Origin of the sequence: Scytonema hofmannii PCC 7110 (assembly GCF_000346485.2) — a bacterium.
Classification (GTDB): Bacteria; Cyanobacteriota; Cyanobacteriia; order Cyanobacteriales; family Nostocaceae; genus Scytonema; species Scytonema hofmannii.
Map to the genome: position 1 here is coordinate 37,809 of NZ_KQ976356.1, position 24,999 is coordinate 62,807.

General features: G+C 39.9%; 21 protein-coding genes and 1 pseudogene. 17 read left to right on the top strand and 5 right to left on the bottom strand.

Annotation, left to right across the window (positions count from 1 at the left end):
• Nucleotides 1-159 precede the first annotated feature (159 nt).
• From WA1_RS50470 to WA1_RS50480, 3 genes are all read right to left on the bottom strand, one after another.
• Complete coding sequence (locus WA1_RS50470) at nt 160-1,902, bottom strand: AAA family ATPase (RefSeq protein WP_017749988.1); 1,743 nt, start codon at nt 1,900-1,902, stop codon at nt 160-162.
• A 9-nt stretch (nt 1,903-1,911) separates the two neighbouring features.
• Nucleotides 1,912-4,890: a pentapeptide repeat-containing protein gene (locus WA1_RS50475; protein WP_017749987.1), complete on the bottom strand. Its 2,979-nt coding sequence runs from the start codon at nt 4,888-4,890 to the stop codon at nt 1,912-1,914.
• A gap of 257 nt (nt 4,891-5,147) precedes the next feature.
• The gene (locus WA1_RS50480) at nt 5,148-5,561 is read right to left on the bottom strand and encodes a hypothetical protein (protein WP_017749986.1); all 414 of its coding nucleotides are present in this window, start codon (nt 5,559-5,561) and stop codon (nt 5,148-5,150) included.
• Between the two features lie 171 nt (nt 5,562-5,732).
• Here WA1_RS50480 and WA1_RS50485 point away from each other — a divergent pair, with 171 nt between their 5' ends.
• From WA1_RS50485 to WA1_RS50515, 6 genes are all read left to right on the top strand, one after another.
• Entirely contained in the window at nt 5,733-6,182 is a 450-nt protein-coding gene (locus WA1_RS50485) for a hypothetical protein (protein WP_017749985.1), read from the top strand.
• Between the two features lie 74 nt (nt 6,183-6,256).
• Nucleotides 6,257-9,010 (top strand): DEAD/DEAH box helicase, encoded by a 2,754-nt coding sequence (locus tag WA1_RS50490; RefSeq protein WP_017749984.1) that lies wholly within the window; start codon nt 6,257-6,259, stop codon nt 9,008-9,010.
• A gap of 232 nt (nt 9,011-9,242) precedes the next feature.
• On the top strand, nt 9,243-9,737 hold the full coding sequence (locus WA1_RS50495) for a hypothetical protein (protein WP_017749983.1): 495 nt from the start codon (nt 9,243-9,245) through the stop codon (nt 9,735-9,737).
• Between the two features lie 94 nt (nt 9,738-9,831).
• The gene (locus tag WA1_RS50500) at nt 9,832-10,050 is read left to right on the top strand and encodes a hypothetical protein (RefSeq protein ID WP_017749982.1); all 219 of its coding nucleotides are present in this window, start codon (nt 9,832-9,834) and stop codon (nt 10,048-10,050) included.
• A gap of 554 nt (nt 10,051-10,604) precedes the next feature.
• Nucleotides 10,605-11,381, top strand: a complete 777-nt coding sequence (locus WA1_RS50510; protein WP_017749981.1) for a hypothetical protein — start codon at nt 10,605-10,607, stop codon at nt 11,379-11,381.
• A gap of 116 nt (nt 11,382-11,497) precedes the next feature.
• Nucleotides 11,498-12,472: a bifunctional DNA primase/polymerase gene (locus WA1_RS50515; RefSeq protein ID WP_017749980.1), complete on the top strand. Its 975-nt coding sequence runs from the start codon at nt 11,498-11,500 to the stop codon at nt 12,470-12,472.
• A 24-nt stretch (nt 12,473-12,496) separates the two neighbouring features.
• Here WA1_RS50515 and WA1_RS50520 read toward each other — a convergent pair whose 3' ends face one another.
• On the bottom strand, nt 12,497-13,369 hold the full coding sequence (locus WA1_RS50520) for a nucleotidyltransferase domain-containing protein (RefSeq protein ID WP_017749979.1): 873 nt from the start codon (nt 13,367-13,369) through the stop codon (nt 12,497-12,499).
• Nucleotides 13,370-13,418: 49 nt separating this feature from the next.
• Here WA1_RS50520 and WA1_RS61170 point away from each other — a divergent pair, with 49 nt between their 5' ends.
• From WA1_RS61170 to WA1_RS50535, 5 genes are all read left to right on the top strand, one after another.
• Nucleotides 13,419-13,544 (top strand): hypothetical protein, encoded by a 126-nt coding sequence (locus WA1_RS61170; protein ID WP_272819486.1) that lies wholly within the window; start codon nt 13,419-13,421, stop codon nt 13,542-13,544.
• A 179-nt stretch (nt 13,545-13,723) separates the two neighbouring features.
• Nucleotides 13,724-14,413 (top strand): hypothetical protein, encoded by a 690-nt coding sequence (locus WA1_RS50525; RefSeq protein WP_017749978.1) that lies wholly within the window; start codon nt 13,724-13,726, stop codon nt 14,411-14,413.
• Complete coding sequence (locus WA1_RS50530) at nt 14,410-14,754, top strand: hypothetical protein (RefSeq protein ID WP_017749977.1); 345 nt, start codon at nt 14,410-14,412, stop codon at nt 14,752-14,754. Before WA1_RS50525 ends, WA1_RS50530 begins: the two co-directional genes overlap by 4 nt.
• Nucleotides 14,720-14,974 (top strand): hypothetical protein, encoded by a 255-nt coding sequence (locus WA1_RS61175; RefSeq protein ID WP_017749976.1) that lies wholly within the window; start codon nt 14,720-14,722, stop codon nt 14,972-14,974. The genes WA1_RS50530 and WA1_RS61175 overlap by 35 nt, the downstream gene beginning before the upstream one ends.
• A gap of 132 nt (nt 14,975-15,106) precedes the next feature.
• Nucleotides 15,107-15,760 (top strand): DNA methyltransferase family protein, encoded by a 654-nt coding sequence (locus tag WA1_RS50535; protein WP_272819487.1) that lies wholly within the window; start codon nt 15,107-15,109, stop codon nt 15,758-15,760.
• Nucleotides 15,761-15,810: 50 nt separating this feature from the next.
• Here WA1_RS50535 and WA1_RS50540 read toward each other — a convergent pair whose 3' ends face one another.
• Nucleotides 15,811-16,158 carry a hypothetical protein gene (locus tag WA1_RS50540; protein WP_017749974.1) on the bottom strand — a complete coding sequence of 116 codons (348 nt, stop codon included), beginning with the start codon at nt 16,156-16,158 and terminating at the stop codon, nt 15,811-15,813.
• A 196-nt stretch (nt 16,159-16,354) separates the two neighbouring features.
• On the opposite strand from WA1_RS50540, the gene WA1_RS50545 reads away from it, so the two are divergent.
• The 6 genes and pseudogenes from WA1_RS50545 (at nt 16,355) to WA1_RS61505 (ending at nt 24,917) form a co-directional block, all read left to right on the top strand.
• Nucleotides 16,355-17,440, top strand: coding sequence for a caspase family protein (locus WA1_RS50545; protein WP_017749973.1), 1,086 nt, complete (start codon nt 16,355-16,357; stop codon nt 17,438-17,440).
• 403 nt (nt 17,441-17,843) lie between these two features.
• A complete protein-coding gene (locus tag WA1_RS50550) occupies nt 17,844-18,401 on the top strand; it encodes a recombinase family protein (RefSeq protein WP_017749972.1) in 558 nt (185 codons plus the stop codon).
• A gap of 16 nt (nt 18,402-18,417) precedes the next feature.
• The gene (locus WA1_RS50555) at nt 18,418-20,064 is read left to right on the top strand and encodes a DDE-type integrase/transposase/recombinase (RefSeq protein ID WP_081403198.1); all 1,647 of its coding nucleotides are present in this window, start codon (nt 18,418-18,420) and stop codon (nt 20,062-20,064) included.
• A gap of 73 nt (nt 20,065-20,137) precedes the next feature.
• Nucleotides 20,138-21,025, top strand: a complete 888-nt coding sequence (locus tag WA1_RS50560; protein WP_272819488.1) for an ExeA family protein — start codon at nt 20,138-20,140, stop codon at nt 21,023-21,025.
• Nucleotides 21,026-21,239: 214 nt separating this feature from the next.
• Nucleotides 21,240-24,023: pseudogene (locus WA1_RS50565) on the top strand (WD40 repeat domain-containing protein); the annotation flags it as partial.
• A 12-nt stretch (nt 24,024-24,035) separates the two neighbouring features.
• Nucleotides 24,036-24,917, top strand: coding sequence for a WD40 repeat domain-containing protein (locus WA1_RS61505; RefSeq protein ID WP_336389863.1), 882 nt, complete (start codon nt 24,036-24,038; stop codon nt 24,915-24,917).
• Nucleotides 24,918-24,999 lie beyond the last annotated feature (82 nt).

Below are 24,999 nucleotides of genomic sequence, written 5' to 3' on the forward strand. Positions count from 1 at the left end.
TCTGAGTTATGAAACCAGGTTTTTATCCAGTTTTAGGTAAGGGTGATTGTATCAAAATTGGTTCTTCAGTACTTGTTATGCTGAAATAATAAGTACTGAAGAACCGGATTTTTTCTACTGAAAGTTATATACATCTGTCTTTCTTTACGTAGTCAAAAGCTAACTTTTCCCTTCACTTTTATTCTCACCTTGTGGCTTGAACAAGCCAGAAACTAAATTTGTAATTAATTGCGGCAAATCAGGTTTAGCAAAGAATCCGCTGATAGTAACAAGCAAAAGGCTTATCAAACCCCAGGATTTCTTTATCGGTATTACCCTTATAGAAATCTCAAAATAACATTTATTTGGAAGCTTTGTAGTTGCATGAGAGATTAAGACTTGCGATGCATAATTTTTTTCATCTTTGATTGGGCGAGAGATAAAGTTCAATTTTAAAGACTTGGTTTCACCTATGTCAATAGAATCTAATTTGATTAGACTAGTTCCATTTCGTTCATAGTCAATATTTTTAGAAGTGAAAGTTATATTGACAGAAGATAGTTTATTTTTACTTGTATTTTGAACTAAAGTTTTACTAACACCGACTTCACCATCTTCTAAAGAAGATGGCATCTGAATAAGTAACTCTCCATTAGGAAATTTACAGGAAGAAGTATGCAAAGGTGGATTTGCATAATAATATGTTACTCCTGCCAATAACAAAAACACAATAGCTAGTGTTGTTTTGAGAAAAATAGTTAATAATTGAAATCTATTATTTTTAACAAAAATAGTATCTTTTGTTTTTTGTCCCCATTGTTCTATAAGACTCCCAACTATTCTGTATTTTGAGCCTTCCTTCCGAACTTTATCTAACGATTCTAAATCATCTATTCTATCCCAAATTATTTTTTCTGAACAAGACAGCAGACGGGATATTTCTTTAATTGTTAAGCCTGGTTTATTAGCCAATAAAACTAGAATTTTTTGAGATATATTATCAGGATTATCATGAAAATAAAATCTATCTAGAGTTGATTCTACAGAGTCTTCTACTCTCTTCATAACTACAGCCTGCCAACCTTTCTGTAGCTGCCCACACTCTGCGTTAATTTCAACAACCGCTTGACATACTGCCTGAACATACCAAGGCTTGCATTCAGTCCATTCAAGAATTGTTCTCGTGATTGTGTTTATATCTATTCCATAGATATAGTTATCTAAAGGCTGTTTTATTAGATAATTTTCTATAGGAAAACGCGCTGCTGCTTTCAGGTAAAAAGTTTGAACATTGTTAACAATAGGTGAAGTTTTATCTTTAATTTCTTTATGCCAATAATCTGCACCTGCAATAACAAAGCAAATTCTAGCGCAAGACTGAATTACACTTCTTATATTTCTAAAAATCTGTTTACTTTCTGCTAATTCTAGTAAAACTTCTACTTCATCCACTAAAATAACAAGTCTCTCACCATTAATTAATTGATTATTAACTGTACTAAAAAGTTCTGGGATTGTAAAATTTATTGAAGTGGTGCTTGAGCCTAACGAATCATGGAATAAACCATTATCTTTAAATTTGTTATTAACTAATTGCATAAAAGCTTCAGAATCTGACTTATTCAGAGCCTGAAGATCCAGATATATAGCTTTGTAATTGGAGACTCTTGAACTTAAGCTTTGAACAGCGTTTTTTAGGCTCAAATCAATAAAATCTTCTCTATAGTTATCGATTTGATTATTAATAATATCTCTTACTAAATATAGTAAAGAACTTTTACCAATTCGTCTTTCTCCAAATAAAGCTATACTTCTTCCTTGAGAAATATAGTCAATCAATCTAGCAATATCATCTGTACGCCCACAAATTAAACGCTTATACTCTGGACTATCAACTGTTGATATCGTGTAAGTCACTTGCATATTACCTACCTATTTACAAGATGCCATAATTACCCATTGTTTTATTAGCTCAGAGGATAAAGAATAATTTCCATTAACATCCTCAATGATAATTTGCCAATCTAACAAACGTTTAATTTTTATTTTAGAAATATTATTAGTAATATTTGTCTTAGCTAAATTTCTCAAAAAGTTCATTTCTACCTCATTACAACGATTCCAGAAGCCAGATAAAAAGCCATCAAAAAAATCTTCAACTATTTTCTGTTCTGCGATATATACATCCTCATCACTTATATAATTTCGTTGAGCTTGAAGCGCATTTTCAAAAGCTTCATAGCAAATAGCTTGAGCATAATAAGGCTGTCCTCCACTCAATTTTATAATTTTTTCAATAGCACTATCTGGGTAAGAATAGCCTAACATTGATGCAGGTTTAACTATTAGATCCTCTGTTTCTTTAACACTAAGAGGTTTAAGAGGAACAAAACGAAAATGGTTATAAAATGGTGAACTATGTTGAGAAATATAGGTTGATAAATCTGTTGTCGCAGCAACTACAGCGCGTAAATCAGTACCAATTTCATTTGATTGAAGTGCGGCTCTTAGTATATTCTGTATACGCTCATCAATAGTATTTAATTGTTTTTGTTTTACCTTAAGAAGATAATCTGCCTCATCAAGTAACAACACAATTTTCAAATTAGAAATGTTTACTTTCGCTGCCAGAATAATTTGTTTATACTGTTTAATAAAATCAATATTATTAAAAAAATATTCTTCTATATTGTTTTCTCTTAGAACGTTTCGTTGAACAAGGTTATGAAGAGTTTCTTGAATAATCAGTTTGAGAATACTTTCTGCTGTTGGTTCCTCGCTTGTATTTAGTACAACATACACAGGAATTAATGGTATCTCCAATCTTTTTTGTAGTTGATTAAGCAAACTAGTTTTTCCAGTACGGCGCTCACCTACAATAAGAATGTCTTGTTTTGTTGGCTTCGTTACAGCTTGTATAATCTGTTCTAATTCTCTTTGCCTACCAAAAAAAGCTTTTTCACCTTCCACGGGGCTTCCATACAGATAGGGATTATCCTGTACCGCATTAATATATAGAGGGGGTTTTCTTAATTTACCGTTTACTTTATAATTAACAGCAATTTGTTTTGCAAAGTTCATTTGTAAATAAAAACTAACTTCTCTTGATTCTCCAGCATTTAAAATTTTAAGAGATACTTGGTTTTCACTATTGACTTGATATTCTGCTGAATCTTGAATTATTTCTATTTCGAGATGTTCCATAGTTTGATTACAAGCATTAGTTACTTCCAAAATTAACTCACTCTGTTCCCCAACCAACATCCCACTTCCTCTTATTATTTGAATTTCAAGAGCATCGATAAAATCGTCATTACTTTCAATAGTTGCAACAGGTTGAAAATTTTCAATATTCCCTGTAATGTCTCCAACATTATCAATATTTTTTATTACATCTATATCTCCGGTGTGGAATGTACCTCCCGTCTGATTAATATTTCCGATTGTTATATTTCCACCTTCAGTATAAAAGCTGGGACGTTCGAGTGCCGTCATTATCATATTTTCTAGTCTACGGATTTGAATATTTTTTTCTGTTAGTATTACTTTGAGGTCTTCTTCAGACAATTTTTTAATTTGATTATAAGTCTCAAAATATTCTGCACTTAGTTGAGGCTGGTCAGCAAAGGTAGAAGTTTTTGCACGGAGTAACAACTTATCTTGCCCTCGCTTCTCCATTGCCACAATTTCTAATTCGGCATTCGGATTATTGTCAGTTAGCTGCTTAAATGAGATGGCAATGGCACGAGGGTCAACGCCTTGGTTGTGGTAAAGCTCAAGTGTATCAAAAATTGGTTGGATGAAATCACCAAACTCCCCATCTGCAAAAACTTCCTTGTTGTTGTCTGGTTTGCGAAGAGGGTCAGGATTTTCTTTTGTGGGGACTCGCATATAAACATACTCGCACCTCACCCCGTCGAACTTAGTATCACTGGTAATACCCCAGTCCTCAATGTAAGCTCCGGTAAGATTAGCGCCTGTAAAATTAGTTCCGGCTAATTGCGTCTGTACTAGCTTTGCTCTTGATAAATTTGCCTCTTGCAAATTAGCTTCGCTTAAATCTGCACCAATAAAGCTAGCATCTGTTAAATTAGCTGCCTGTAAATTAATACCGCGTAGGATTTCACGGTCAAAGTTTTTGTCCTGCCCCCGCCCTGTAACCAGCAATTGACGCACTTGTGCATTCTGAAGGTAAGTTTTTCCAGGTCGAGCAAAGTCAAGCATTTTAGCTTTATACCAACAAGTACGGGTTAAGTTCGCGTTTCTAAAATCTGTACTCTTTAGCGTGGCAGATGCAAAGTTAGCGTCTGTTAAATCGGTAGCACGAAAACTAGTTCCACCCATAGTAGCAAAGATAACAGCGAGCTTGTGAATCCAAGCACATTTCTCATCTCCACTTAGAGTTCGCCAAGCAATATAATTTCCTAACAATACTAAAGTAAAAGCTGTTGCAATCGCAGAAAAAGCCACTGTAGCTTTAGCTCCAGCTACCATTACAGCACAAATACCGATGGCTACAGCTCCTATACCAGCTTTATTCCCAGCCAATTGTTTTGCTAAAGTTACCACTAGTGCTAAAACTAGTACGGCAGTTATAGAGACTGTTCCAGAGCCAATCCAGACCAAAGTCATAATAACGGGATCAACTAGGGTTGTACTCCACGTCACATATCTAAGAACTACTGATAAGCAAAATCCTGACAGTCCTGATAGAACAAATGAGGCTAGTATCAAAAAAAGTTTCCAACTGATTTGTAATCCGGCTTTTGCATTACTAAAGTTTGCACCTATAAGGTTAGCACTGGTAAAATCTGCACCTCGGATATCGGCATAGCTAAAATCTGTACCTATAAGGACTTGACCTTTAAAAGAGCGACCTTGCAGATTTTGACCAGAGAAGTCCAAAGACATGATAGGGAATAATAAACTAGTTTATTATGATAATACCTTTGCTAATTTTAAAGGGTAATCTCATATAAGACCAATATGGAGTCCTGTTTTTCCTTTTGCGTGGCAAAAACTCTACACCTTTAAAAACCCCATAGGGTTTTTTCATTGATATCAAGCTTATAAGTGCTAATCTCAGAGGTACTAAATCTTTTTAAACATAATTTTTTAAATTTATAAGTAAAATTTAAATTATTTAGTATAAATTATATCATTAATATCTACAACTCCATGTCGCTATCTCGACTCGGAAAGAACGGATATTGCCTTTGCCGTGCAGCCGCTATCTCTGAAGGAGTATCGTATTCAGTAGCCTTTGTGCCAAGCCGTAACTCCTGATACAAAGGCACACCATCGCCATCATTATCGCTCAAAAGAATCTTAGTCATGATATGAGCAGGAGCAACTTGCGCGAGGCGATTGACTACATTAGCGACAAATTCGTTTGATGCATCACAGCTATTAAGGTATCTAATAAAAGCATCAGCACTAGCCTCAGTCATCTTCGCGGGATTTTTTACCCCCGCCTCAACAATAAAGTCATCAAAAATAGCTTTCTCTTCATCAGTAAAATTCTCCTGACGAGCTTTCTGGATAATTAGCTCAATTTGCTGTTGCTTTTGTATAGACCTCATACTACCAATTCTTAAACACAGCCATATCCAGTATCTTCTAAAAATATTAAGTACGTGTAAAAATATCAACTTATCAACTAAATATTCTATAAAGCCAATTTAAAGTTTAAATCACTCCAGATGTTAACACTTGTATAAAAAAAACGATTTGTAATAATTCTCTACCTCAAAATGGATTTAAATGAAGTAAAACTTTCACAATGTGAAGAACTAATAATAGGCAAATGGCAGGTTTTATGGAAGGAACCAATAGATACTAATTCCGAGCATGGTGATGTGTATCTGGAATATTGTTCGGATGGTGTCGTTAGATACGTACTCTACAAGTATGATTTAACCCACACAATCTTGCTTACTCTTTTAACCTCGGAACTTGGTGGTTCGGGTTTAAGCATCCCTAAAATCTTACTTTACCAGTACATACCTGCCTTTAGTATTGAAGGAAAAGCCGTAGATGTAAAAGACCTGAGTTCAGAACAATGGTGGCGAAGTTGGCAACAAGCCGTAGAAAGAATTAAAAAATATTACAGTTCAAGCCCGAAAGTCCAAAAACAAAAACTAGAATTACAGTTCAAAATCGCCATCCTCATGCGACACCCACCTGGATGGGGATACGTGTGATTAATACTGTAATAACAAAAACCACCACTATTAACTAACGCCTGCTTGTTAAGATGAACGAGCAGGTAATTTTTATGGCTCAGCCTGAGTGGTTACAAGCAAACAAACAGGTTTATTCCAAAGAACATGGCGTCATCCATATCGCCGCTATCATTGATGAAAATCTTTACTTTAAAAAGGGAAATGTAAATCAGATTCTCTTTAACTGGAAACAAGAAGTCAATAACGGTAATCTCCTTCCCATTCATGAAGCACCACCCGGTAAAAGTATCCTCTATCAAGAGATAGCCGCTATTCTCGACGGCATGGGAAAACTACAGAGTTGTGATATCATTCCCGCAACTGTTGCTAAACTGTCTCCCATACCAGATGATATTCATCCTGAAGTTAAAGAGGCTCTTATCAAATTAGGAATTAATCAATTATATTCCCACCAAATTGAGGCTTGGTTAGCTTACAAACAAGGGCGGGATATTATCCTTCAAACTCCTACAAGCAGTGGCAAGAGTATCTCTTTCCTAATTCCAATTATTCACGAGTGCTTGAATGGTAAATCTGCTTTAGTGTTCTTTAACCTCAAAGCACTTGCGTTTGACCAGGTACAAAAAATCCAATCCTTTGTTAGTTACCTAGATGAAAAAATTCGCCCGCAAGTCCTTAATATCAATGGTGACATCCCACCCCAAGAACGCAAATCGCTCTACAGCAATAAACCATCCATAGTCTGCATCACTCCCGATGTCTGGAATCACGAACTAAACAATTATCAAAACAATTCTAACTGGGGGTTTATCGAAACTATTAGGAATATCTCGATTATTGTTTGTGACGAAACTCATTTTTACCAAGGCGTTTTTGGCGCTCATTTTGCACTACTGAATCGACGCACTCAACTCATGATGGAATCTGCTGGCAATGATATTTCTAAACTGAGATATGTATTCGCCTCCGCTACTATCAGCAACAGCAGCGAAATCGCCCAAAAGATATCGAATCGAGTCGAGAATAACAACCTCACTATTATTGACCAAAGTGGGGCAAAACGCTCGGAGATTACTTTCCTGAGTCTCAAACCGCGAAACAACACCCTTTACCAAACTGCCCAAGTTGCAGCCATGCTTGTGAGTAAAGGAATTGTTGGCATATGCTTTTGCGATAGCAGGGAATTAGTCAAGGTTTTGACCAACACTATCCGTAAGACTTTAGCCCAGATGCAACTACCTCACTTGGAAGAAACTATCTCGGCATTTTATGGCAGTATGAAGCCCAATCAACGAAACAAAATTATTGAGGATATTCAGGACGGAAAGGTCAAATTTATTGTCTCAACTAGTGCTTTGGAAGCTGGGCTTGACATTGGCTGCATTGATGCAACGGTTGTGCATAGCTATCCCGGCTCAATTCTTGCCTTTCGTCAAAGGGCAGGACGTGCTGGCAGGCAGGAAGCAGGGCTGTTAGTGTTTGTGCCTTCCAAAAGGTCGATTATGGATTCTTACTACGCCTACCACCCAGAACGCCTTTTGTCTGACTCTCCAGAAGTTATCAACTTTAACCACAATTATGAGACAATTTTGTCACAGCACATTCTTGCTTGTTGCAAAGAAAGTAAACCCACGCTCGCTCAAATTGCCCGTCATTTTGGTAACTCTGGAGATGCGATCGCACGACAACTCATCGCCGATAACCAGTTGATATTCAGCTACAACCAAAGGCTGACAACTAACCGCAACCTCGGCTATGTACACTCAGCTATTAAAGTCAGAGGCAATACCGACAGAAATGTCAGTTACATCAATCAAAATAGCGGGGAGGAATTTGAAGAAAGCGCAGCTTCTTCTGCTTTGCGAGAAGTTTACCCTGGAGCAATTTATCCCGCTCAAGATTACGATGGCAATCCCGTGTGGTACAAGTCTAACGAACTTAACCTAACCGAAGGGAAAGCTATTCTTAAGCCAATCGGTTCAACCAATCTCTTTACCCGCGCCCAAGGGAATCTAGACTTTAAGGAAATTAAACTCACAGGCGGTGCTAAAATCATCAACCTTCCCCAAGGAGCAGCAAGATTCACACCTTTAAGCGCCAAAATCAAAGAAGAAATTTGGGGTTATAACTTATACAGATGGTTAACCAAATGGACTTGTAGCAATAACAAATGTCGTCACTTTAATTCAAAATTACCCGAACATTTACAAACTTGTCCTGCATGCAGTACCCAACTTGTTGAACGAGAAGTTATCGAGCTATTGGAGGAAAACAAATATAAGGAAGCGCTTGCCCTTAACTACAACACATTCTGCATTAGGGTTGAAATAAATGCCGAAGCCAGAAAATACTTTAGGACAACGATCCAAAACATCAGAAAAGATATACTTAACAAGCAGAAGTATATCCCAAATGAAGAAAAAACGTTATTTGAAAGCAATGAAATCAATATTTGCGTTCATACTCTTGCACATCAACTCATACTCAGTCTACCACTGGTCGAACATGGAGCTAACAGTCGAGATATGGATTTTATCCTATTTGAAAAGCCCGATAACCCTCACTTAGTTGGCTACTTCTTCGACACGTGCCAACACGGTACGGGAATGTGCGATACGCTTGTCAAATATCTAGAGACAGCTTTTATGAAAGCCAGGTTTCTGGTACAAAATTGCCCTTGTAAATACGGCTGCTCCTCTTGTACCACTATTCATCGCTGTCCTAATGATAACGAAGCTTTGTTTAAATCTGTTGGGTTAACTCTCCTAGAGGATATCATAACTTTCCAACAGAAGAATGCAGAAGTCAGAATACATCCGTCAGAATCAGAATCAATCAGTGGGTAATTCAAACTTGCCACCTAGAAGCCCCACTAAATCAAATATTTAAAGGTGTCTTAAACCCCTTTATTCATTCGTCAATCGTACAGGATTCATGCAGAATTCTGAATTCTGTCTCCTGAATTATTTCTTGATAAAACCTAGAACTATTCCTGCCATTAAAAGGCGGGAATCTTTTTTGTAGTAAACCCACATACATCGCTACGCAAGAGTTTATTGAAGTTTATAAAAATTAGTGATGTCCGTCAAGTTATTAGCTGATTCAAGTCAAAACTTCCAACAGTTTCAAATTCTTCATGCACCGACCAAACTCTTAGCAGAGTTTAACTTAAAAATAGGAGATTTTGTCAAAGCAAATTGCATCCATCTTATCATCAATCATTCTGTCAATCTAGGCTATGAGGTAAAAATCTCTTGTCAAAAATCTGAACAAGAAAATCCCAAATATAGTTATCTCATACCAAGAAGAGAGACAGAACTACTTCTAGACAGACCATTTGAACACCTGACCCATGAAGAATGGAAATTGCTCAAGCAATATAAACCAGAAATTAAAATCGATACAGTAAACGACATTTTTGGTGAATTGTACCGCATTTGGGAAGGAATCAAACTCATTGGAACTTTTTACCAGAATCTTGAAGGCTTTTGGGTATCTCAACCTTGTTACAGTACACAAAGCTTGAAATGGCTTACTAAGGACGAAGCAATAGCATCCATCATTAACAGATAAATACAACAACAGTACCAGTAGAGATTTAGCAGGGTAGAAGTATGCCCTCAATCAGCATACAACCAACATTCATAAACCAAAATATCAACCAATTATGGACAACCAAGAAATTAATTATTTTCTAGTAGGAATTTGCACTTTTCATTGGAACGCCGACTTCAATAAATTCTGCGAAGTTTGCAACTTTGACCCCAATCATGGCTACTCGCTGGAAAAATGGCAACAGTGGCAACAGTTGGTAGCAGCTATCAAAGCATTTGACCAAAATACTATTGCAAAGTTAGTAGAAGCAGGTCATTCACGAGTATCATAAAAAATCCATTACTACCAGCGATCGTACTGGTAGTAATAAAAAATTTACATATACTAATACTACGCATATAGCATTAAAAATATTTATAATTGTGTACTAAAAGCAGCTTTTTTTATTGTCTACATTTTTTAGATTTTTTCATGTTCAAAATGTAGAGAATTCTTATATATTTTTGTTATATTTTTTTTGAGATGGTATCCATCACCAGCAGATGGATTACCTTGCAGGCGAGCATTCTAGAGGACTGGTTTTTACGTCACAATATTACATTCGATGTCGCCACTTCCAAGTCATAAGTAACTTCCTTGGGTTGTTTTATTGGTAATTTTTTCTTTGATTTAACCAAAGTGGGTGAAGGTTTCTGCTTTTTTGGTTTTGTCGGTCTGCATTTTTCGCAATACAGTGGTTGTGATGGATAACACACCCGTTCTACCACATGATTGCAGCCCTTACATACAAAGCGGTACACTCGTTGCTTAATGACGCGAGTGTGAGCCTGAACGAATACTTCTTTAATTTCCAACTGTTTGTCCATTTGATTTGACTCAACCACTATGCTTGAATATTCATCGATTTTGAGGTTACTGGAAGCTGAGCGCGATCGCTACGTATTGGAAGCGGCTGAATTAGAGCGTCGTCTCCAGCACGTTCGCAACCAAACGACTTCCTTAGAGGTTCTTATATCAGGTTACGCAAAAGAAGAGCAGATGTATCCATCTCAAAGGCGTTTTTTTGAATCTTCTAGTCAAGCACTTTTAGAAGATAGTCCAACCGATGAAGCTGATGGGGAAGAATCGGGGACAACAGGAGCACTCGATACGCTCACTCCTGAGAAAGAGGACACTAGACTCGATACTGCACAACAATCGAGTGTAGAAGTCAACCAAAGTGCGATCGCCCAAGAGACAGCAGCAAAGGCGATCGCATCACCTCCTACCCCAAATCCCAATCACCAATCTCCAATTCCATTGGATGAAACTGTTGCGCCAGAAGTTGAGCCAGACATCTCGGACATTCCCAAACTAAATACTCCCAGGAAACCGGGAACCTTAGCGATGCTAGGCGAATTCCAAGAATATTCCGTCTCTAACGCTATCCTGATTTTGATGCGCCGCCGACCAGAACTCCATTTTCAAATAGATGCGATTGTACGTGACTTGTATGGAGATGAATTAACACCCGAACAGTTTAAAAATGCCAAAATGAATGTTGGCAAGGCTCTATCTACGGGAGTAAACATCGGCTTATGGCATAGAGTGTTGCGAGCTTCGGGAGTGTATACTTTGCATTATGAAAAAGGAGTTACAGCTAAACCTTCTCGTCGCTCTTAGTTGAGATGTATTCCCCTAATTACCTAAGAAAACCGTAGTTACACCAAATTTGAACAACAACCTATACTAACGCAATACGTATATGAATTATTACAAAAAATTCATGACATGAACTCATGCACGCCCAAATCCGTCATCTGGTGGCTTCTTTGAACAGCTTACCCTCTGAATGGCAAATCGTTCCCACCTTTGGTAAACGTCCTCTAGGGAAAGATTGGGAGAAAAATACTTACTCTCCCAAAGAACTACAAGCCGAACTTATCCGCCGCCGCCTGAAAGTTTGGACAAACAACAGATATATCACCCCCACTGGCGTAGCCTTGGTATGTGGACCCAATCACCCCCAAGGATACTTAGTAGCCATAGACTGCGATGGAGAAAGTTCCTGGCGAAAAATCATACAAATCAATGAACATCCAGAACCAGAGGAACTGAAGCAACTTTCACCCGCCCAAGCATACGTTCGCGCTCAAAAATACCTCCCGGACACAGTTGCATTTACTTCTGGAAGGAAATACCGTAGTCAGCATTTATACCTTATCCCTGATTCGAGAACTTGGGAGGTAAAATCTTGCAAAGTCAAAACTGGGAAAGACGAGCACTTGGAGTTTAGGGGCAAAAACCTAGCTTCAATCCTCCCACCCTCCTTTCACCCAAACGGCAGAAAGTACAAATGGCTTCCCGGTTGCAGTCCATCTGAAATAGAAGTGCGTCAATCTCCTGACTGGGTAATTGCCCAAATGCTTATTAAGCAAGAGAAAAAAAGGGTACTAAATCTACCTCAAGAAAAGTATAACCGCAGATATAGGATAGACAGGTACACGCACCTCTACCCCCAAATCGAAAAAAATATCCAGACTGCACTTGTACTGCTTGAGGTTATTCATCCCCGATTTGCAGATGATTACGATTCGTGGATTCAAATAGGCATGGCACTTAAAAGTGTTAGTCCAATCTTACTTAAAGCATGGGATTCCTGGAGCCAGCTATCACCAAAGTACAAAATAGGCGAATGTGCTTATAAATGGCAGTCGTTTCGCAAAACTGGCATCACTATCCGTACTTTATTTAGGTTCGCTAATCTTTCTTAGTATGAACAGTCAAATGGGTCATTTTCATGATTTCTCTGGTGGGAGTTGCCAAGGTTGTTGTCTCCAACCTAGTCTTCGCTTTGCTAATGATGTATCGACTTGCGGCATATGAATATCTACAAGATCTAAGGTTTCTTGAACTAACTCCTCAAGCCGATCGGCAGCTGGATCGGGAGCGGCATGAAATAAATTTTCAATCCGATCTGCAACATTTTTTGGCGCAATACTCATTTGTTCAACAAAGCGTCTCATGCGCTTAAACTGAAACGTTGAATAGTACAATCGATTCAACCCAGACAAAACACCTAAAAGATTTTGGGCTGCTTCAACTAAAACTTGATAGTAAAAAAGGGTTGCGTCACGCTCTGCTAAGTGCTGTTGCACACCCCACAACGGAAAAAAATGAAGATGCTGTTCAACCATCGCTTGTGCCAATGCATCGGGATATTCAGCAACTTTCGCTTTCCATTGCTGGATTAGTATCTCATTATATAATGGAATGCAAATTAAGGTTCCAGACATGGCTTTCATTAACGGAGTTTTTACATCGAATTTCTCTAAAATGTTTGCGATGTCTTGTTCCCATTGCGCGATCGTCACATGACCAAACTGACATTCCACTCCATTGACTAAATAAGCCTCAGCAAACCCGCCATCAGAGCGATCGCCAATTACCCAAAGAGGTTCTGAACCTTGATTTTGCTGACGCGCAATCTGTAATTCTTCATCAGTTGGTAAGTCCGAGTAGTAAATGCTCATGTCAATATCAGAATATTCATCACACAACCCTTCTGCAACTGAACCTGTAACCATTGCTGCTTTAACCTTTGAATTGGCGGTGTAAGCTTTTACATTACGCTTTGCTAACTCAAGAAGATATTGTCTTCTATCATTCATAGATTTTTCTGAAAAGGAAAGGGTATACATCCATGATGCAATATCGCCAATGCAAGCTCATCGGGCACATTTCGCCTTCACCCCAGCGATCGCACAAATAAACATAAAACGAGTGACTTTTGCGGTGATGCAACCAACGAACCACACTCCGCGATCGCCGCTCAATATCTCCTGACGCTAACCCTAACTGGAGGATTGAAAAAGTTCACCAGTTATTTTGACCTCAAAACAATGTCAACTTGTAGTTTGTACACAAGTATTGACAATTTCACAAAATACTACATGCCATAGATAAACTACCACAACAACTAACGCATATCTATCTCGAAAAAGTAGATTCGGGATAGATTTTTTATGAATCGATTCAACCATAAAGTACTTGAGATAGTCGAACATAATCCAGAATGTTTGCTTTCTCAGCATTCTTATCTAAACCTAAGAAGTCAATCCGAAGTTGCTGGAAATCAGTTTCACCTCATCATGCAGCAAATTGGGCTAGGGTTACCAGTTGAACCCTTTTTAAAAGAATACCCTCAAATTGCTAATTGGGTAGACAGGGTAAAACCATTTCTAGATACTCCAGGCAGTAAACAATGGAAAGCCCAACTTCAATACTTGTATCATCAAAATCTACTATATAGCGAGTACGATCTGGTTGTCTATGGAGAACATCAAGTCATCGGTTTTGACTGGAGTATTCAAAAACCTATCTTATTTGATACTTTAGAAAACACATGGCAAACTCAATTAAGGCTATTCCTCTTACACCAAGAAACTGAGATGCCATTAGAACAGATTAGCTTAATTTACCTATTTGTTAATACTGGCAATCTCTATCAGTTTACCTATTCTAAGGACAAACACATGGCTTTCTTTAAAAGACTAGAAGAAACACTAGCGCCATTTGTCAGCGAAACAGAAAATTGTCCAAGTAAACAAGCAAATTCTACCCACATGACTCCTCAAGAAGCTCATGCCAAATGGATGGTAAGAGAAATATCGACTGAGGAATATTTAGCAGCTATTCCTGAAGTGGAAATATGAATCCGACAGAATTCAATATTACTAAAATCGAACTGACTCCTGATGGTGGTTGGACGCTCAATATCCTTTCGCGCCGAGTAGCAACTATCACTGACCCCTTGGGAAACCGAAAAACTACCTACTTTGGGTTCGATACCAAAGAACAAGCCGAGAAGTTTAAAGATTGGCTTGTCCAAAACAAAAAATGTACTAGTGCAATTGTTCGCACTACCGAACGATTAACTACTGCCTGGGAGGTCAAAGCTTGGGGTGTACCGACCTCCCTCATTCTTGAATGCACTCTCAAAGATTTGAAGGAATCAAATAATGCAACTGTCGCTACTGAATCTGCCTTGCGATAAAGATAATTCACCTCTAAAAATTTTCAACATTCCTAACCAAGAAAAAGCAGCAGTTCTCCGAGAACTAGCCGCTTCAATGCAATCGAAAATTGACCAAAAGAAGAACCCTGCTATTGGCAATCAACGTCCAACAAAGCGCCGTAAAACCATAGCCCAAGGCATAATTCAAGAAGGAATTGAACTTGAGATAATTCAGTCCTGGTTAATTGCGATCGTCTAAATGTGGGAGACAGGAAATATCCCCATTGTACTACGCGGTATAACCCAAAAATCACAGGTTGAGATACTATTCAGAATCTCTCAAAAGGGAACAAACCTCCAGAAAGTAGAAGAAAGCCTTCGAGATGAATGGATGAAATCACTTTCTCGTGCAGGCTTGCACACAGCCAAAGAAATTGTATCCGCAATTAGAGAAATTCAGCAAGTCATCAAGCCTGAAGAGATAGATACCACCAAACAAAAACTCAACAGGCTTGAGTTGGAAATAATTGGAATGAGAGCGGGAGATTTCTTCCCAACTCCAAGACCGATTTGTCATGAATTGATTGCAATGGTAGATATTAAACCAGACTGGCGCATTCTTGAACCAAGTGCTGGTAGCGGAAATATCGCTGAATTGCTCATTCAAACTTATCCCAATATTCAGCTAGACGTGGTTGAGATTAACTCCACATTAAGAGAAATACTGGAACTCAAAGGATTTAACCTTGTAGGGAAAAACTTTTTAGAGTTCCATCCTGACCAATTATACAATGCCTGCATTATGAATCCACCCTTTTGTGAACTCGTCGAACATATCTACCACGCATGGGAACTACTTGTACCCAAGGGAGTGTTAGTTTCAGTCGTACCTGAATCGGTGTTCTTTAATCGCAAGTACCAAGTATTTAAAGATTGGCTGGAAAGTAAGAATAGCCGTACCAAAAGGATAGATAAAAATGCCTTTCTTGGTTCAACAACGCCTACGGGTGTAGTTACTAGGATAGTCAAGATTGTCAAACCATAGTGTTCCCAAGATACTTGAATCTGGAATTCAGTATTTTCGATCCAGAATTTCTATCGTGTCCGGCTGGAATTTCGCATTTTCCACCCGGAATTTCTATCGTGTCCGGCTGGAATTTCGCATTTTCCACCCGGAATTTCTACCGTGTCCGGTTGGAATTTCGCATTTTCCACCCGGAATTTCTGTGGCGTCCGGTTGGAATTCAAAGCTTTCCATCTCACTGATAAAAAATCTGTGTCAAAAATTTTTAACAATGCTCTATTGTAAATAAAAAAAATTCGTTTCTGAAGTCGATTACAGGTATAAAATTGTGTTTTCAAGCGGTTTAGAAAAGCGATCGCCATCTTTGTGATGATATCATTGTAAGAGGGTTTTAAAAGTCGAAAGCAGTTAAAAATCATGCGAGTCGTCTGACCATGATTCGTATCATGGCGATCCTCTCAATGGTAAGCTAGGGCAAGACATCTCTAGTTACTAATCTTTCAGCCACAGTGGTAAGTGCATAAGTTGATTGAGCTTGCACCTATAAGAATATACAACTTAATAAGTCGGTTTTGCCTACACCTACCCTTGAAAACGTCTACAGGTTATTAAGTAATGAACCACTTGTACGCTTTGCTAGTAGGTATTGATTGTTATTTACCTAACGAATTACCAGATGGTGCTTCTTATAGAAGCCTTAAGGGATGCGTGCGTGATATTAATCATGTGGAAGCTTTCCTAAAGCGCCAGTTTAATCTCCCACCAGAGCAAATTTATATGCTGACTGCTTCCAATGTTGACGATTCTGGTGAGCCATTCGAGCCACCTTCAAAATGGCCAACTTACGAGAATATTGTCAAAATGTTTCAGGAAGTCACTTCAATGGCGCAATCAGGTGACCAAGTTTACATTCACTACTCCGGTCACGGGGGACGTGCAGTCACAATTTATCCAGAACTCAAGCGAGAAAAAGGATTTGATGAAGCACTTGTTCCCCTTGATATTGGTAAGCCAACATCTCGTTATCTTCGCGACTTGGAGTTAGCGGCGCTTTTGCAAAAGATGGTGAGTAAAGGGTTAGTTGTCACAGTCGTGTTAGATAGCTGCCATTCTGGAGGAGCAACGCGAGCCGGAGATTCCGACATTCGTGGCGCTGATACAAACACTGTTGACACAACACCAAGACCAACAGAAAGTTTAGTCGCATCGTCTTGGGAGTTGGTGAAGACTTGGCAAAACTTAACAGGAGGAGCTCGTAATGCTACTGCTATAGGTGGGATGCTCCCGTTGGTTAAAGATTATGTTTTACTAGCGGCTTGTCGTCCGTCGGAATATGCTTATGAGTATGCCTTTAACGGTTTTGAGCGTAATGGAGCTTTAACTTATTGGTTGTTAGATTCCCTACAGAACCGCAGTCTGGATTTGACTTATAACGAACTCTACTCACGTATCAATGCCAAAATCCACAGTCAGTTTCAGCAACAAACGCCCATGCTGATGGGTGAGGGTAACCGTTTGGTTTTCGGTAACAGCTATGAATCCCTCCAGTATACTGCCACGGTGATGCAAGTCGATGCAACTTCTCATCCAGTCCTAGTTAAATTAAATGCTGGCATAGCCCAAGGTGTAGACGAAGGATCTCTATTTGCTATTTACCCACGTGAAATAAAGGATATTACCTGTAACAACCTGCAATACTAATCGCTTAAACCTGCAATCAAGGCGTTTCCCAACCAGGAATATTTGCAACTATAATTACGCTTCAGCCAGGATTAATTGCAACTGAACCAGGATTAAATGCAACCAACCTGCAATCATCGATTTCAGCCAGGATTATTTGCAACTGACCGAAAGTCCTGCCAAAGGTTAGTTTGGCAAGTTGCTAAAAAACGCTCCCACTTATAAACAAAACCATTTGAATTTCAACCAGGTAAGATAAGCAACGAGCATGGTAAGATAAAGGGTCGTTTTCTTTACGGCGACTACCTACTGCCAATAAACCCTAAAAGCTGCTCAAGTTTGGTAAAGAAACTCGGTAATTATATTTAAGGCAATATATACTGTTAAACAACGAGTTTATTTACTTGCTTGCTGGGGTTTAAGGATGTTGATCGGCTACGCGCGAGTTTCAACAGACGACCAAAATTTGAACCTGCAAACGGATGCTTTGCAGCAAGCTGGTTGTGCAAAAATTTACTCGGATCGGATGAGTGGGGCGAAAGCTGCACGACCTGGTCTTAGTCTAGCGCTGGAGGTAGCGCGTACTGGTGATGTACTGGTGGTGTGGCGGCTAGATCGCCTGGGAAGGTCGCTCAAAGACCTAATTGAGATCATGTCCACGTTAGATGAGAGGGGAATTGGACTCTCAAGTTTACAAGAATCCATCACCACAACGAACAGCAGTGGCAGACTAATTTTCCATCTATTTGGTGCATTGGCGGAGTTTGAGCGTAATCTAATCCACGAACGCACAACTGCTGGGCTTGTAGCAGCGCGAGCGCGTGGTCACAAGGGAGGCAGACCAAAAGCTCTTGACCCAGCTAAACGTCAATTAGCAGTAAGACTTTATACCGAGGGACACCACACAATTATTGAAATCTGTAGGTTAATGGGAATTTCCAAACCAACGCTTTACAACTATATAGCAGAGATAAACACCTAACATGGCACATAAGCAAATCCCGTTAGAGGCACTGATTAATTTACGCCACCGCCTTGACGGTTTGCCCAGTCGTTGCCAAGAGCGTCGAATTCTCATTGAAGAAACAGCAGCACTGTATGGTGTGTCAACAGATACTTTATATCGAACTTTGCGTAATTCCTCGCGTCCCAAATCCATCAATCGCTCAGATAGTGGAGTACCGAGAAAACTTTCACTTTCTGAAATGGAACGTTACTGCGAAGTTATTGCCGCGATGAAAATCCGCACCAGTAACAAAAAAGGGCGACATGTCTCCACAGTACGGGCGATTGAACTATTGGAGAAGTTTGGGATGGAGACACCTGATGGTTTCGTCCAACCGCCCAAAGGTATGTTGACCAGGAGTACTGTCAATTACTACTTGAAAGCGTGGGGGTATGACAATGAACGGATGACCCGGCAACCACCGGCGGTACGTTTTCAAGCAGAGTACAGCAACTCTTGTTGGCATTTTGACCTCAGCCCATCCGATCTCAAACACGTAAAACAGCCATCATGGGTGGAACCGGGTAGGGGTAATCCACTACTGATGCTTTATAGCATTGTCGATGACCGTAGTGGTGTATGTTACCAGGAATACCACTGCGTTTATGGAGAGGATGTGGAAGCTGCATTGCGTTTCTTATTTAATGCGATGACGGCGAAAACAACTGACGGATTCGCCTTTCAGGGAATTCCAGAGATGATTTATACAGACAACGGACCAATTTCCAAAAGCCATGTATTTCAAAATGTGATGGATTGCTTGAGAATCAATCTTGTCACGCACATGCCTGCGGGTAAAGATGGTCGTCGGGTAACAGCTCGCTCCAAGGGTAAAGTGGAAAGACCTTTTCGGACGGTCAAAGAAGCCCACGAGACTCTATATCACTTTCACGAACCTGAAAGCGATGTTGAAGCGAACTTGTGGTTGCGCCAGTATTTATTGCATTACAACGACAAACCACACCGCATAGAACCACACTCGCGGTTGGAGGATTGGTTACGAAATATACCAAAGTCTGGTTTACGCTCGATGTGCAGTTGGGAGCGATTCTGTACCTTTGCTCGCGAGCCACAAAGAAGGAAAGTGGGAACAGATGCTAGGGTATCTGTAGAGGGCGTGGCTTATGAGATAGAACCTGACTTGGCTGGGGAAACTGTGGTGTTGTGGTGGGGTTTGTTTGACAACGAATTGTACGTAGAGTTTGACGACCAGCGCTACGGACCATTTTACCCAGTTGATGGTCCCATCCCCCTACACCGCTACCGTAAATTCAAGAAAACCAAAACTGAAGAACGCGCAGATAAAATTGCTGATTTAGCTAAAAAGTTAGGCTTGCCACGGGCTGCCTTAGACAAAAACGCCGATCTACAATTTCTAGTGGATAAGTACAAGGAACTTACTCCAACTGTCACACCTTTTAATGACCCCGACCCATACCAAGAATTTACTTATCCCACTGTATTGTTTGCTAAGAGGGCGATTTCAGATTTTCTTGCTAAACCGTTGGCGAAATTATCCCCCGAACAGTTGGCATTTATAGATGTATTGCTAGCTGAGACTTTGAATAAAAAAGTGATTATTGAACGAGTGCGTTCGTATTTCCACTCTCACTCATGTGGGGAACAAAATGCTCACTGAAGTCATGGAACACTTTCGTTTAGTTAGGGAGTTCTCTAAGGCTGGGTACTACGAGACGGAACACCAAAAACAAATGTTCAAGGACATTAAATTTGCAATCTATTCAGGAAAGCTGGTTGCTATAACGGGAATTATTGGCTGTGGTAAGACGACCACTTTGCGACGTTTGTTTGAGGTTTTGGAGAAGGAAGGCAAGATTTTGGTCTCAAAGTCGCTTTCTGTGGATAAAGACCGAGCGACGCTACCAACACTGATTGCGGCTTTATTCTACGATTTGTCAACAGATAAGGAAATTAAAATCCCTAAAGACGGTGAAAAACGGGAACGCGAACTGCGCGACCTAATTAGAAAAGGTAAAAAGCCAGTGGCGTTATTTGTTGATGAGGCTCATGACCTACACTACAGTACGCTGAAGGGACTCAAACGTTTAATTGAGATAGTTGAAGATGGTGGCGGCACACTCTCTGTGGTTTTGGCAGGTCATCCTAAACTAAAAAATGATTTGCGCCGTCCAACTATGGAAGAAATCGGTTATCGGGCAACGGTCTTTTCCTTAGAGGGTATTGTTGGTAGCCAGCGAGAATATATTGAATGGTTGGTATCTAAATGCACTATTGAAGATACTCAAATAAGCGACATCTTGTCGGCGGAAGCCGTTGAGCTACTTGCCATGCGCTTGAGAACACCACTACAAATCGAGCAACATTTGACACTTGCTTTCGAGGCTGCATACCTCTTTGGGGAAAAACCTGTCACCACAACGATCATTGAGTCCGTTTTATCTAAGCAAATGGACGATTTAGAACCCACTTTAACGCGGCACGGTTATGACGTGAGGGGCTTGGCAGAACAGTTTAATGCCAAACCGGCTGAAATTAAATTGCTGTTTCGTGGGCAACTTGATCCGGCGCGTTCACGTGAATTACACGAGCAAATGCTAGCGGCTGGACTGCCACTTTGAGTGTTTTGAAAAAGCAATAAAAAAGCAGGTATTTATAGTTGCAAATAATTCTGGCTGAAACGGATGATTGCAGGTTGATTGCAATTAATCCTGGTTCAGTTGCAATTAATCCTGGCTGAAGCACAATTATAGTTGCAAATAATCCTGGTTTGGAAATGCCTTGATTGCTGGTTTGAGTGATTAGTATTGCTGGTCGCTACACTTAGTCAAAGCAGGACTCATTCCCTACTTACGCCAGAATCATCAAAAGTGGTACATTCTTAAACCTATGCGTCCCAGTGAATCTCCATTTACGGCTTTAGCTAGGACTCTTCTGTTAATTACTAATAATAACGATATTGTTGTCAGCAAGCAGCTAGATAATTTACATTTTATTGATGAAATTCTACAACAAGAAATTACAGCTTTAAACCAAAGAATTGATGAGTGCGATGAAAATACTGAGTCAGATGAAATTCTCCAATTAGAACAAAAGGTGAAAAATTACGAGAGAATAGCTGATAATTGGAAGCGAGCACCAAAAGAAGCAAAACAGCGTCTAATTGTCGATCATTTCGATGACATCAATAATTTATGTCGCGATAACAACGAACGAACGATTCTAAAAGAGACAGTTTTAGATTGTCTCAATCCACTTAGCAAACGCTTACAAAACCCAAATGAATTCATCAAAATTATCAAAACGTGGAGCGAACAAAGATCTGGTATTAAATTATTACTAGTGATAGACCAATTTGAGGAGTTAATTACTCTGAGTTCTCAAAGTGAAGAAAATAAAGAAAACAAGCAACCAAATCTTACAGAGTCACAACAGTTTTTAGAACTGTTAGAGGCGATTTTAGCAGCTAATATGCCGCAATTGAGCATAGTGGTGACATTGCGTTCCGACTTTGAACCGCGCTTCCTCAACTCGGAGGCACTCAAGTCTTATTGGACATATGCTCGCTTCCCAGTCCGTGCTATGCGTTCTGATGAGTTACGCTCAGCTATTGAGCGTCCCGCAGCAGAAATGGCACTTTATTTTGAACAGCTTCCGGGAGAGCGAAATCCGGTAGACAAGTTAGTTGATGAAGTCGGGCAGATGCCTGGTGCCTTACCATTGTTATCATTTACACTCAGTGAACTTTACATTAAACTTGCTAAAAAATGGGAAGCTCTTGAGAGTAGCGATCGCGCCTTGACACTTGATACTGAATTTGACAAAGAGGGCGGTGTTGCTGGTTCCCTGACACGGAGAGCTAATAAGGAATATGACTCCTTACCTGATGATAAGCACAGAGATACTATGCGGCGGGTGATGCTCCGGATGGTGACTGTTGAAGGTGGGGAATCAGCACGGCGTCGGGTACCATTGTCAGAATTAGTGTACGCAGACAAATATGAGCCAAGCAAGACAGATGATGAGGAGAATCAGCGAGTTGAGTTAATTCTGAAACGTCTGAATGAGGCTCGCCTAATTGTATCGGGACAAGAAACGGGTGAACCCTATGTAGAACCAGCCCATGATTTCCTAGTTAGAAGCTGGGATAAACTACAGAAGTGGCAACAAAAGGAGCAAGAAGATTTGCCCCTACAAAGGCGACTGACGCCAGCTGCTTTAGAGTGGAAAAACAAGGAGCAGTCAGCAAGTGTTCTTGGAAAAGCTGAACCTGTTTTAAGTTGGTTTGATAAGAAAATTGACTCTGCTGAAAACTGGTTTAACGAAATCAAAAAGAATGCTCAAGAACGCCAACGAGAGAAGAAGTTGCAGTTTCTTTGGAATGGCAATCCCTACCTTGATGTTTTAAAGAAGAAACTCAAATCTGTGGATTACTGGTTTAACCAGGTAGAAGCTGAGTTCGTACAACAAAGTGTTTGGCAAAGACGCCGAAATGTTAACTTGCGTTGGAGCATTGCGATAGGCGTAATTTTGGGATTAAGTTGGTTGACTTTTTGGGCTTTAACTGAGCAAAGAAAAGCCGTAATTAATCAAATGAGCGCTGATAAAGATTCCACAGAAACTGATTTACGCTCAAATCAATTGACATTAGATGCTTTAATCAAAAGTTTACAGGCAGCACAATCTAGCAAACACTGGCTCTTGCAAGCGTTTCGACCAGAACAAGAGATACAAAATCAAGTAATAGGAACTTTGCGAAAGGCGTTTTATACAGTGAGAGAACACAATCGCTGGCAACTACCTCAAGGAGTGGTAGTACAGGATGTGTTTGTGAGCCAAGACGGTAAGGTGTTAGTAGCTACTACTACAGAGGATGGTACAGTCTGCCTTAGGAATTTACCAAGCCAGCAGTGTGATGAATTACCGAGTCGTGATTCTTCGGTTAAAAGCGCTCAGTTTAGCCCTGATGGTATGAGATTAGTGATTACTGATTCAAAAGACACTGTTCGCTTGTGGAATTTGGAGAGCAAGCAGTTTGAGGAATTACCAAGGTTGCAAAACTCAGTTACAAATGTCATTTTTAGCCCTGATGGTAAGCGATCAATTTTAAATAATATGTACTTGTGGAATTTGGAAAACAAGCAGCTATACAGATTACCAGAGAATCAAGGCAATAAGATTATAAATGTCAAATTTAGCTCTGATAACAACCTACTCGTGGCTACGGTAGCAGAGAACTTGACTACTGTTAACTTGTGGAACTACTCGTCTGGTAGAAAGTTAGGTTCAATGGATGCTCCAGATCACGTTGATGATGCTATCATTAGTCCTGATGGAAAACAGCTAATAATTCTCTATGGTTCTGCAAGAAACGCAGGAGTTGCTAGTTTGCTGTGGAATGTAGAAAGCAGTTTTTCACAATCCTTAGGCAAGGATATCATGGTTAGTTTTAGCCCTAATGGAGAACAACTAGCTACTTCTGGAGAAGATGGTACCATCCACTTGCGGGACTCGTTTGGCGACTCAATAGCAGAATTCAAAGGTTCTCAAGGCTTGGTTAGCCTACGTTTTAGCTCAGATGGTAAGCAATTGGTTTCTATAGGAAATGACAATACTATCCGCCTATGGAATATGCAAACTCAACAGTTGAGCCAATTCCAAGCACTTCCAGGCTCGGTTAGGACTCTAAGTTTTAGTCCAGATGGCAAGCAACTGGCGATTCTTGAAGAAGGTACTATCCATTTACGGAATTCTTCGGGCAACTTATTGACGTCATTACCAAAGCAGTACAATCCTGAAAGTCAGTTGGTTTTCCGTCCAAAAAATCATCAACTAGCGATCATTGAACCAGATGTTATCCGTTTGTGGGATTTGTCGTTGAGCAAGGAAGTGGATACATTCCCAGGAAATTACGGTGGCTCTAGTTTTAGCTTTAGCCCGGATGGCAAGCAATTAGCAATCCTTGAAACTAACGACACTTTACGTGTGTTGGATTTGTCGAACAAGCAAGTGCAGGAAATTAAGTGGGATACAGCCCCACTTGCTAGCGCGATCTGGAGCCAAGACGGTAAGTTACTAGTCGCTACTATAGGAGACTTTGGTCCTGGGGGTAGAACTGTCAATTTGTGGGATTTATTATCACGCAAACAGTTTGCATCTTTATTAGTAGGGCAAGATTATGTACGCAATCATACAGATGTCACTTTTAACTATGATAGCGGCTTAGTTGCCATTGCCAAAGAAGGTACTATTGGTTTGTGGGACTTTCAAGATAGACAAATAGTCGAGTTTCAAGCTCATTCAGGCAATGTCAAAAGCTTATCTATTAGCCCTGATGGTAGTACACTGGCTGTTGTTGGGGAGGACGGTACCGCTAAGTTGTGGCAGCTTGGAGAGATAGATGAACTCCTAGAACGGGGTTGTCAGCGAGTTGGTGATTATTTAGTTACCCTTAATGAGAATAACCGCGATCGCCATCTTTGTGATGACATCATTGTAAACTCTCGCCCGTAGAAGAAGAGATGAGATAAGACAGTTGGAACGCCAATCCATAACCTTTGACATAAATAGCCAACAACTCAATAAATCTTAAAAG

What these genes read in the sequence shown, in the direction of transcription:
- WA1_RS50500 (WP_017749982.1), top strand. Translation starts at nt 9,832, where the DNA reads ATGGACAACCAAGAAATTAATTATTTTCTAGTAGGAATTTGCACTTTT.
- WA1_RS50475 (WP_017749987.1), bottom strand. Translation starts at nt 4,890, where the DNA reads ATGTCTTTGGACTTCTCTGGTCAAAATCTGCAAGGTCGCTCTTTTAAA.
- WA1_RS50545 (WP_017749973.1), top strand. Translation starts at nt 16,355, where the DNA reads ATGAACCACTTGTACGCTTTGCTAGTAGGTATTGATTGTTATTTACCT.
- WA1_RS61170 (WP_272819486.1), top strand. Translation starts at nt 13,419, where the DNA reads ATGCAAGCTCATCGGGCACATTTCGCCTTCACCCCAGCGATCGCACAA.
- WA1_RS50520 (WP_017749979.1), bottom strand. Translation starts at nt 13,369, where the DNA reads ATGAATGATAGAAGACAATATCTTCTTGAGTTAGCAAAGCGTAATGTA.
- WA1_RS50485 (WP_017749985.1), top strand. Translation starts at nt 5,733, where the DNA reads ATGGATTTAAATGAAGTAAAACTTTCACAATGTGAAGAACTAATAATA.
- WA1_RS50470 (WP_017749988.1), bottom strand. Translation starts at nt 1,902, where the DNA reads ATGCAAGTGACTTACACGATATCAACAGTTGATAGTCCAGAGTATAAG.
- WA1_RS50490 (WP_017749984.1), top strand. Translation starts at nt 6,257, where the DNA reads ATGGCTCAGCCTGAGTGGTTACAAGCAAACAAACAGGTTTATTCCAAA.
- WA1_RS61175 (WP_017749976.1), top strand. Translation starts at nt 14,720, where the DNA reads ATGCAACTGTCGCTACTGAATCTGCCTTGCGATAAAGATAATTCACCT.
- WA1_RS50535 (WP_272819487.1), top strand. Translation starts at nt 15,107, where the DNA reads ATGAAATCACTTTCTCGTGCAGGCTTGCACACAGCCAAAGAAATTGTA.
- WA1_RS50530 (WP_017749977.1), top strand. Translation starts at nt 14,410, where the DNA reads ATGAATCCGACAGAATTCAATATTACTAAAATCGAACTGACTCCTGAT.
- WA1_RS50480 (WP_017749986.1), bottom strand. Translation starts at nt 5,561, where the DNA reads ATGAGGTCTATACAAAAGCAACAGCAAATTGAGCTAATTATCCAGAAA.
- WA1_RS50550 (WP_017749972.1), top strand. Translation starts at nt 17,844, where the DNA reads ATGTTGATCGGCTACGCGCGAGTTTCAACAGACGACCAAAATTTGAAC.
- WA1_RS50540 (WP_017749974.1), bottom strand. Translation starts at nt 16,158, where the DNA reads ATGATTTTTAACTGCTTTCGACTTTTAAAACCCTCTTACAATGATATC.
- WA1_RS50560 (WP_272819488.1), top strand. Translation starts at nt 20,138, where the DNA reads ATGTTCAAGGACATTAAATTTGCAATCTATTCAGGAAAGCTGGTTGCT.
- WA1_RS50495 (WP_017749983.1), top strand. Translation starts at nt 9,243, where the DNA reads ATGTCCGTCAAGTTATTAGCTGATTCAAGTCAAAACTTCCAACAGTTT.
- WA1_RS50515 (WP_017749980.1), top strand. Translation starts at nt 11,498, where the DNA reads ATGCACGCCCAAATCCGTCATCTGGTGGCTTCTTTGAACAGCTTACCC.
- WA1_RS61505 (WP_336389863.1), top strand. Translation starts at nt 24,036, where the DNA reads ATGCAAACTCAACAGTTGAGCCAATTCCAAGCACTTCCAGGCTCGGTT.
- WA1_RS50525 (WP_017749978.1), top strand. Translation starts at nt 13,724, where the DNA reads ATGAATCGATTCAACCATAAAGTACTTGAGATAGTCGAACATAATCCA.
- WA1_RS50510 (WP_017749981.1), top strand. Translation starts at nt 10,605, where the DNA reads ATGCTTGAATATTCATCGATTTTGAGGTTACTGGAAGCTGAGCGCGAT.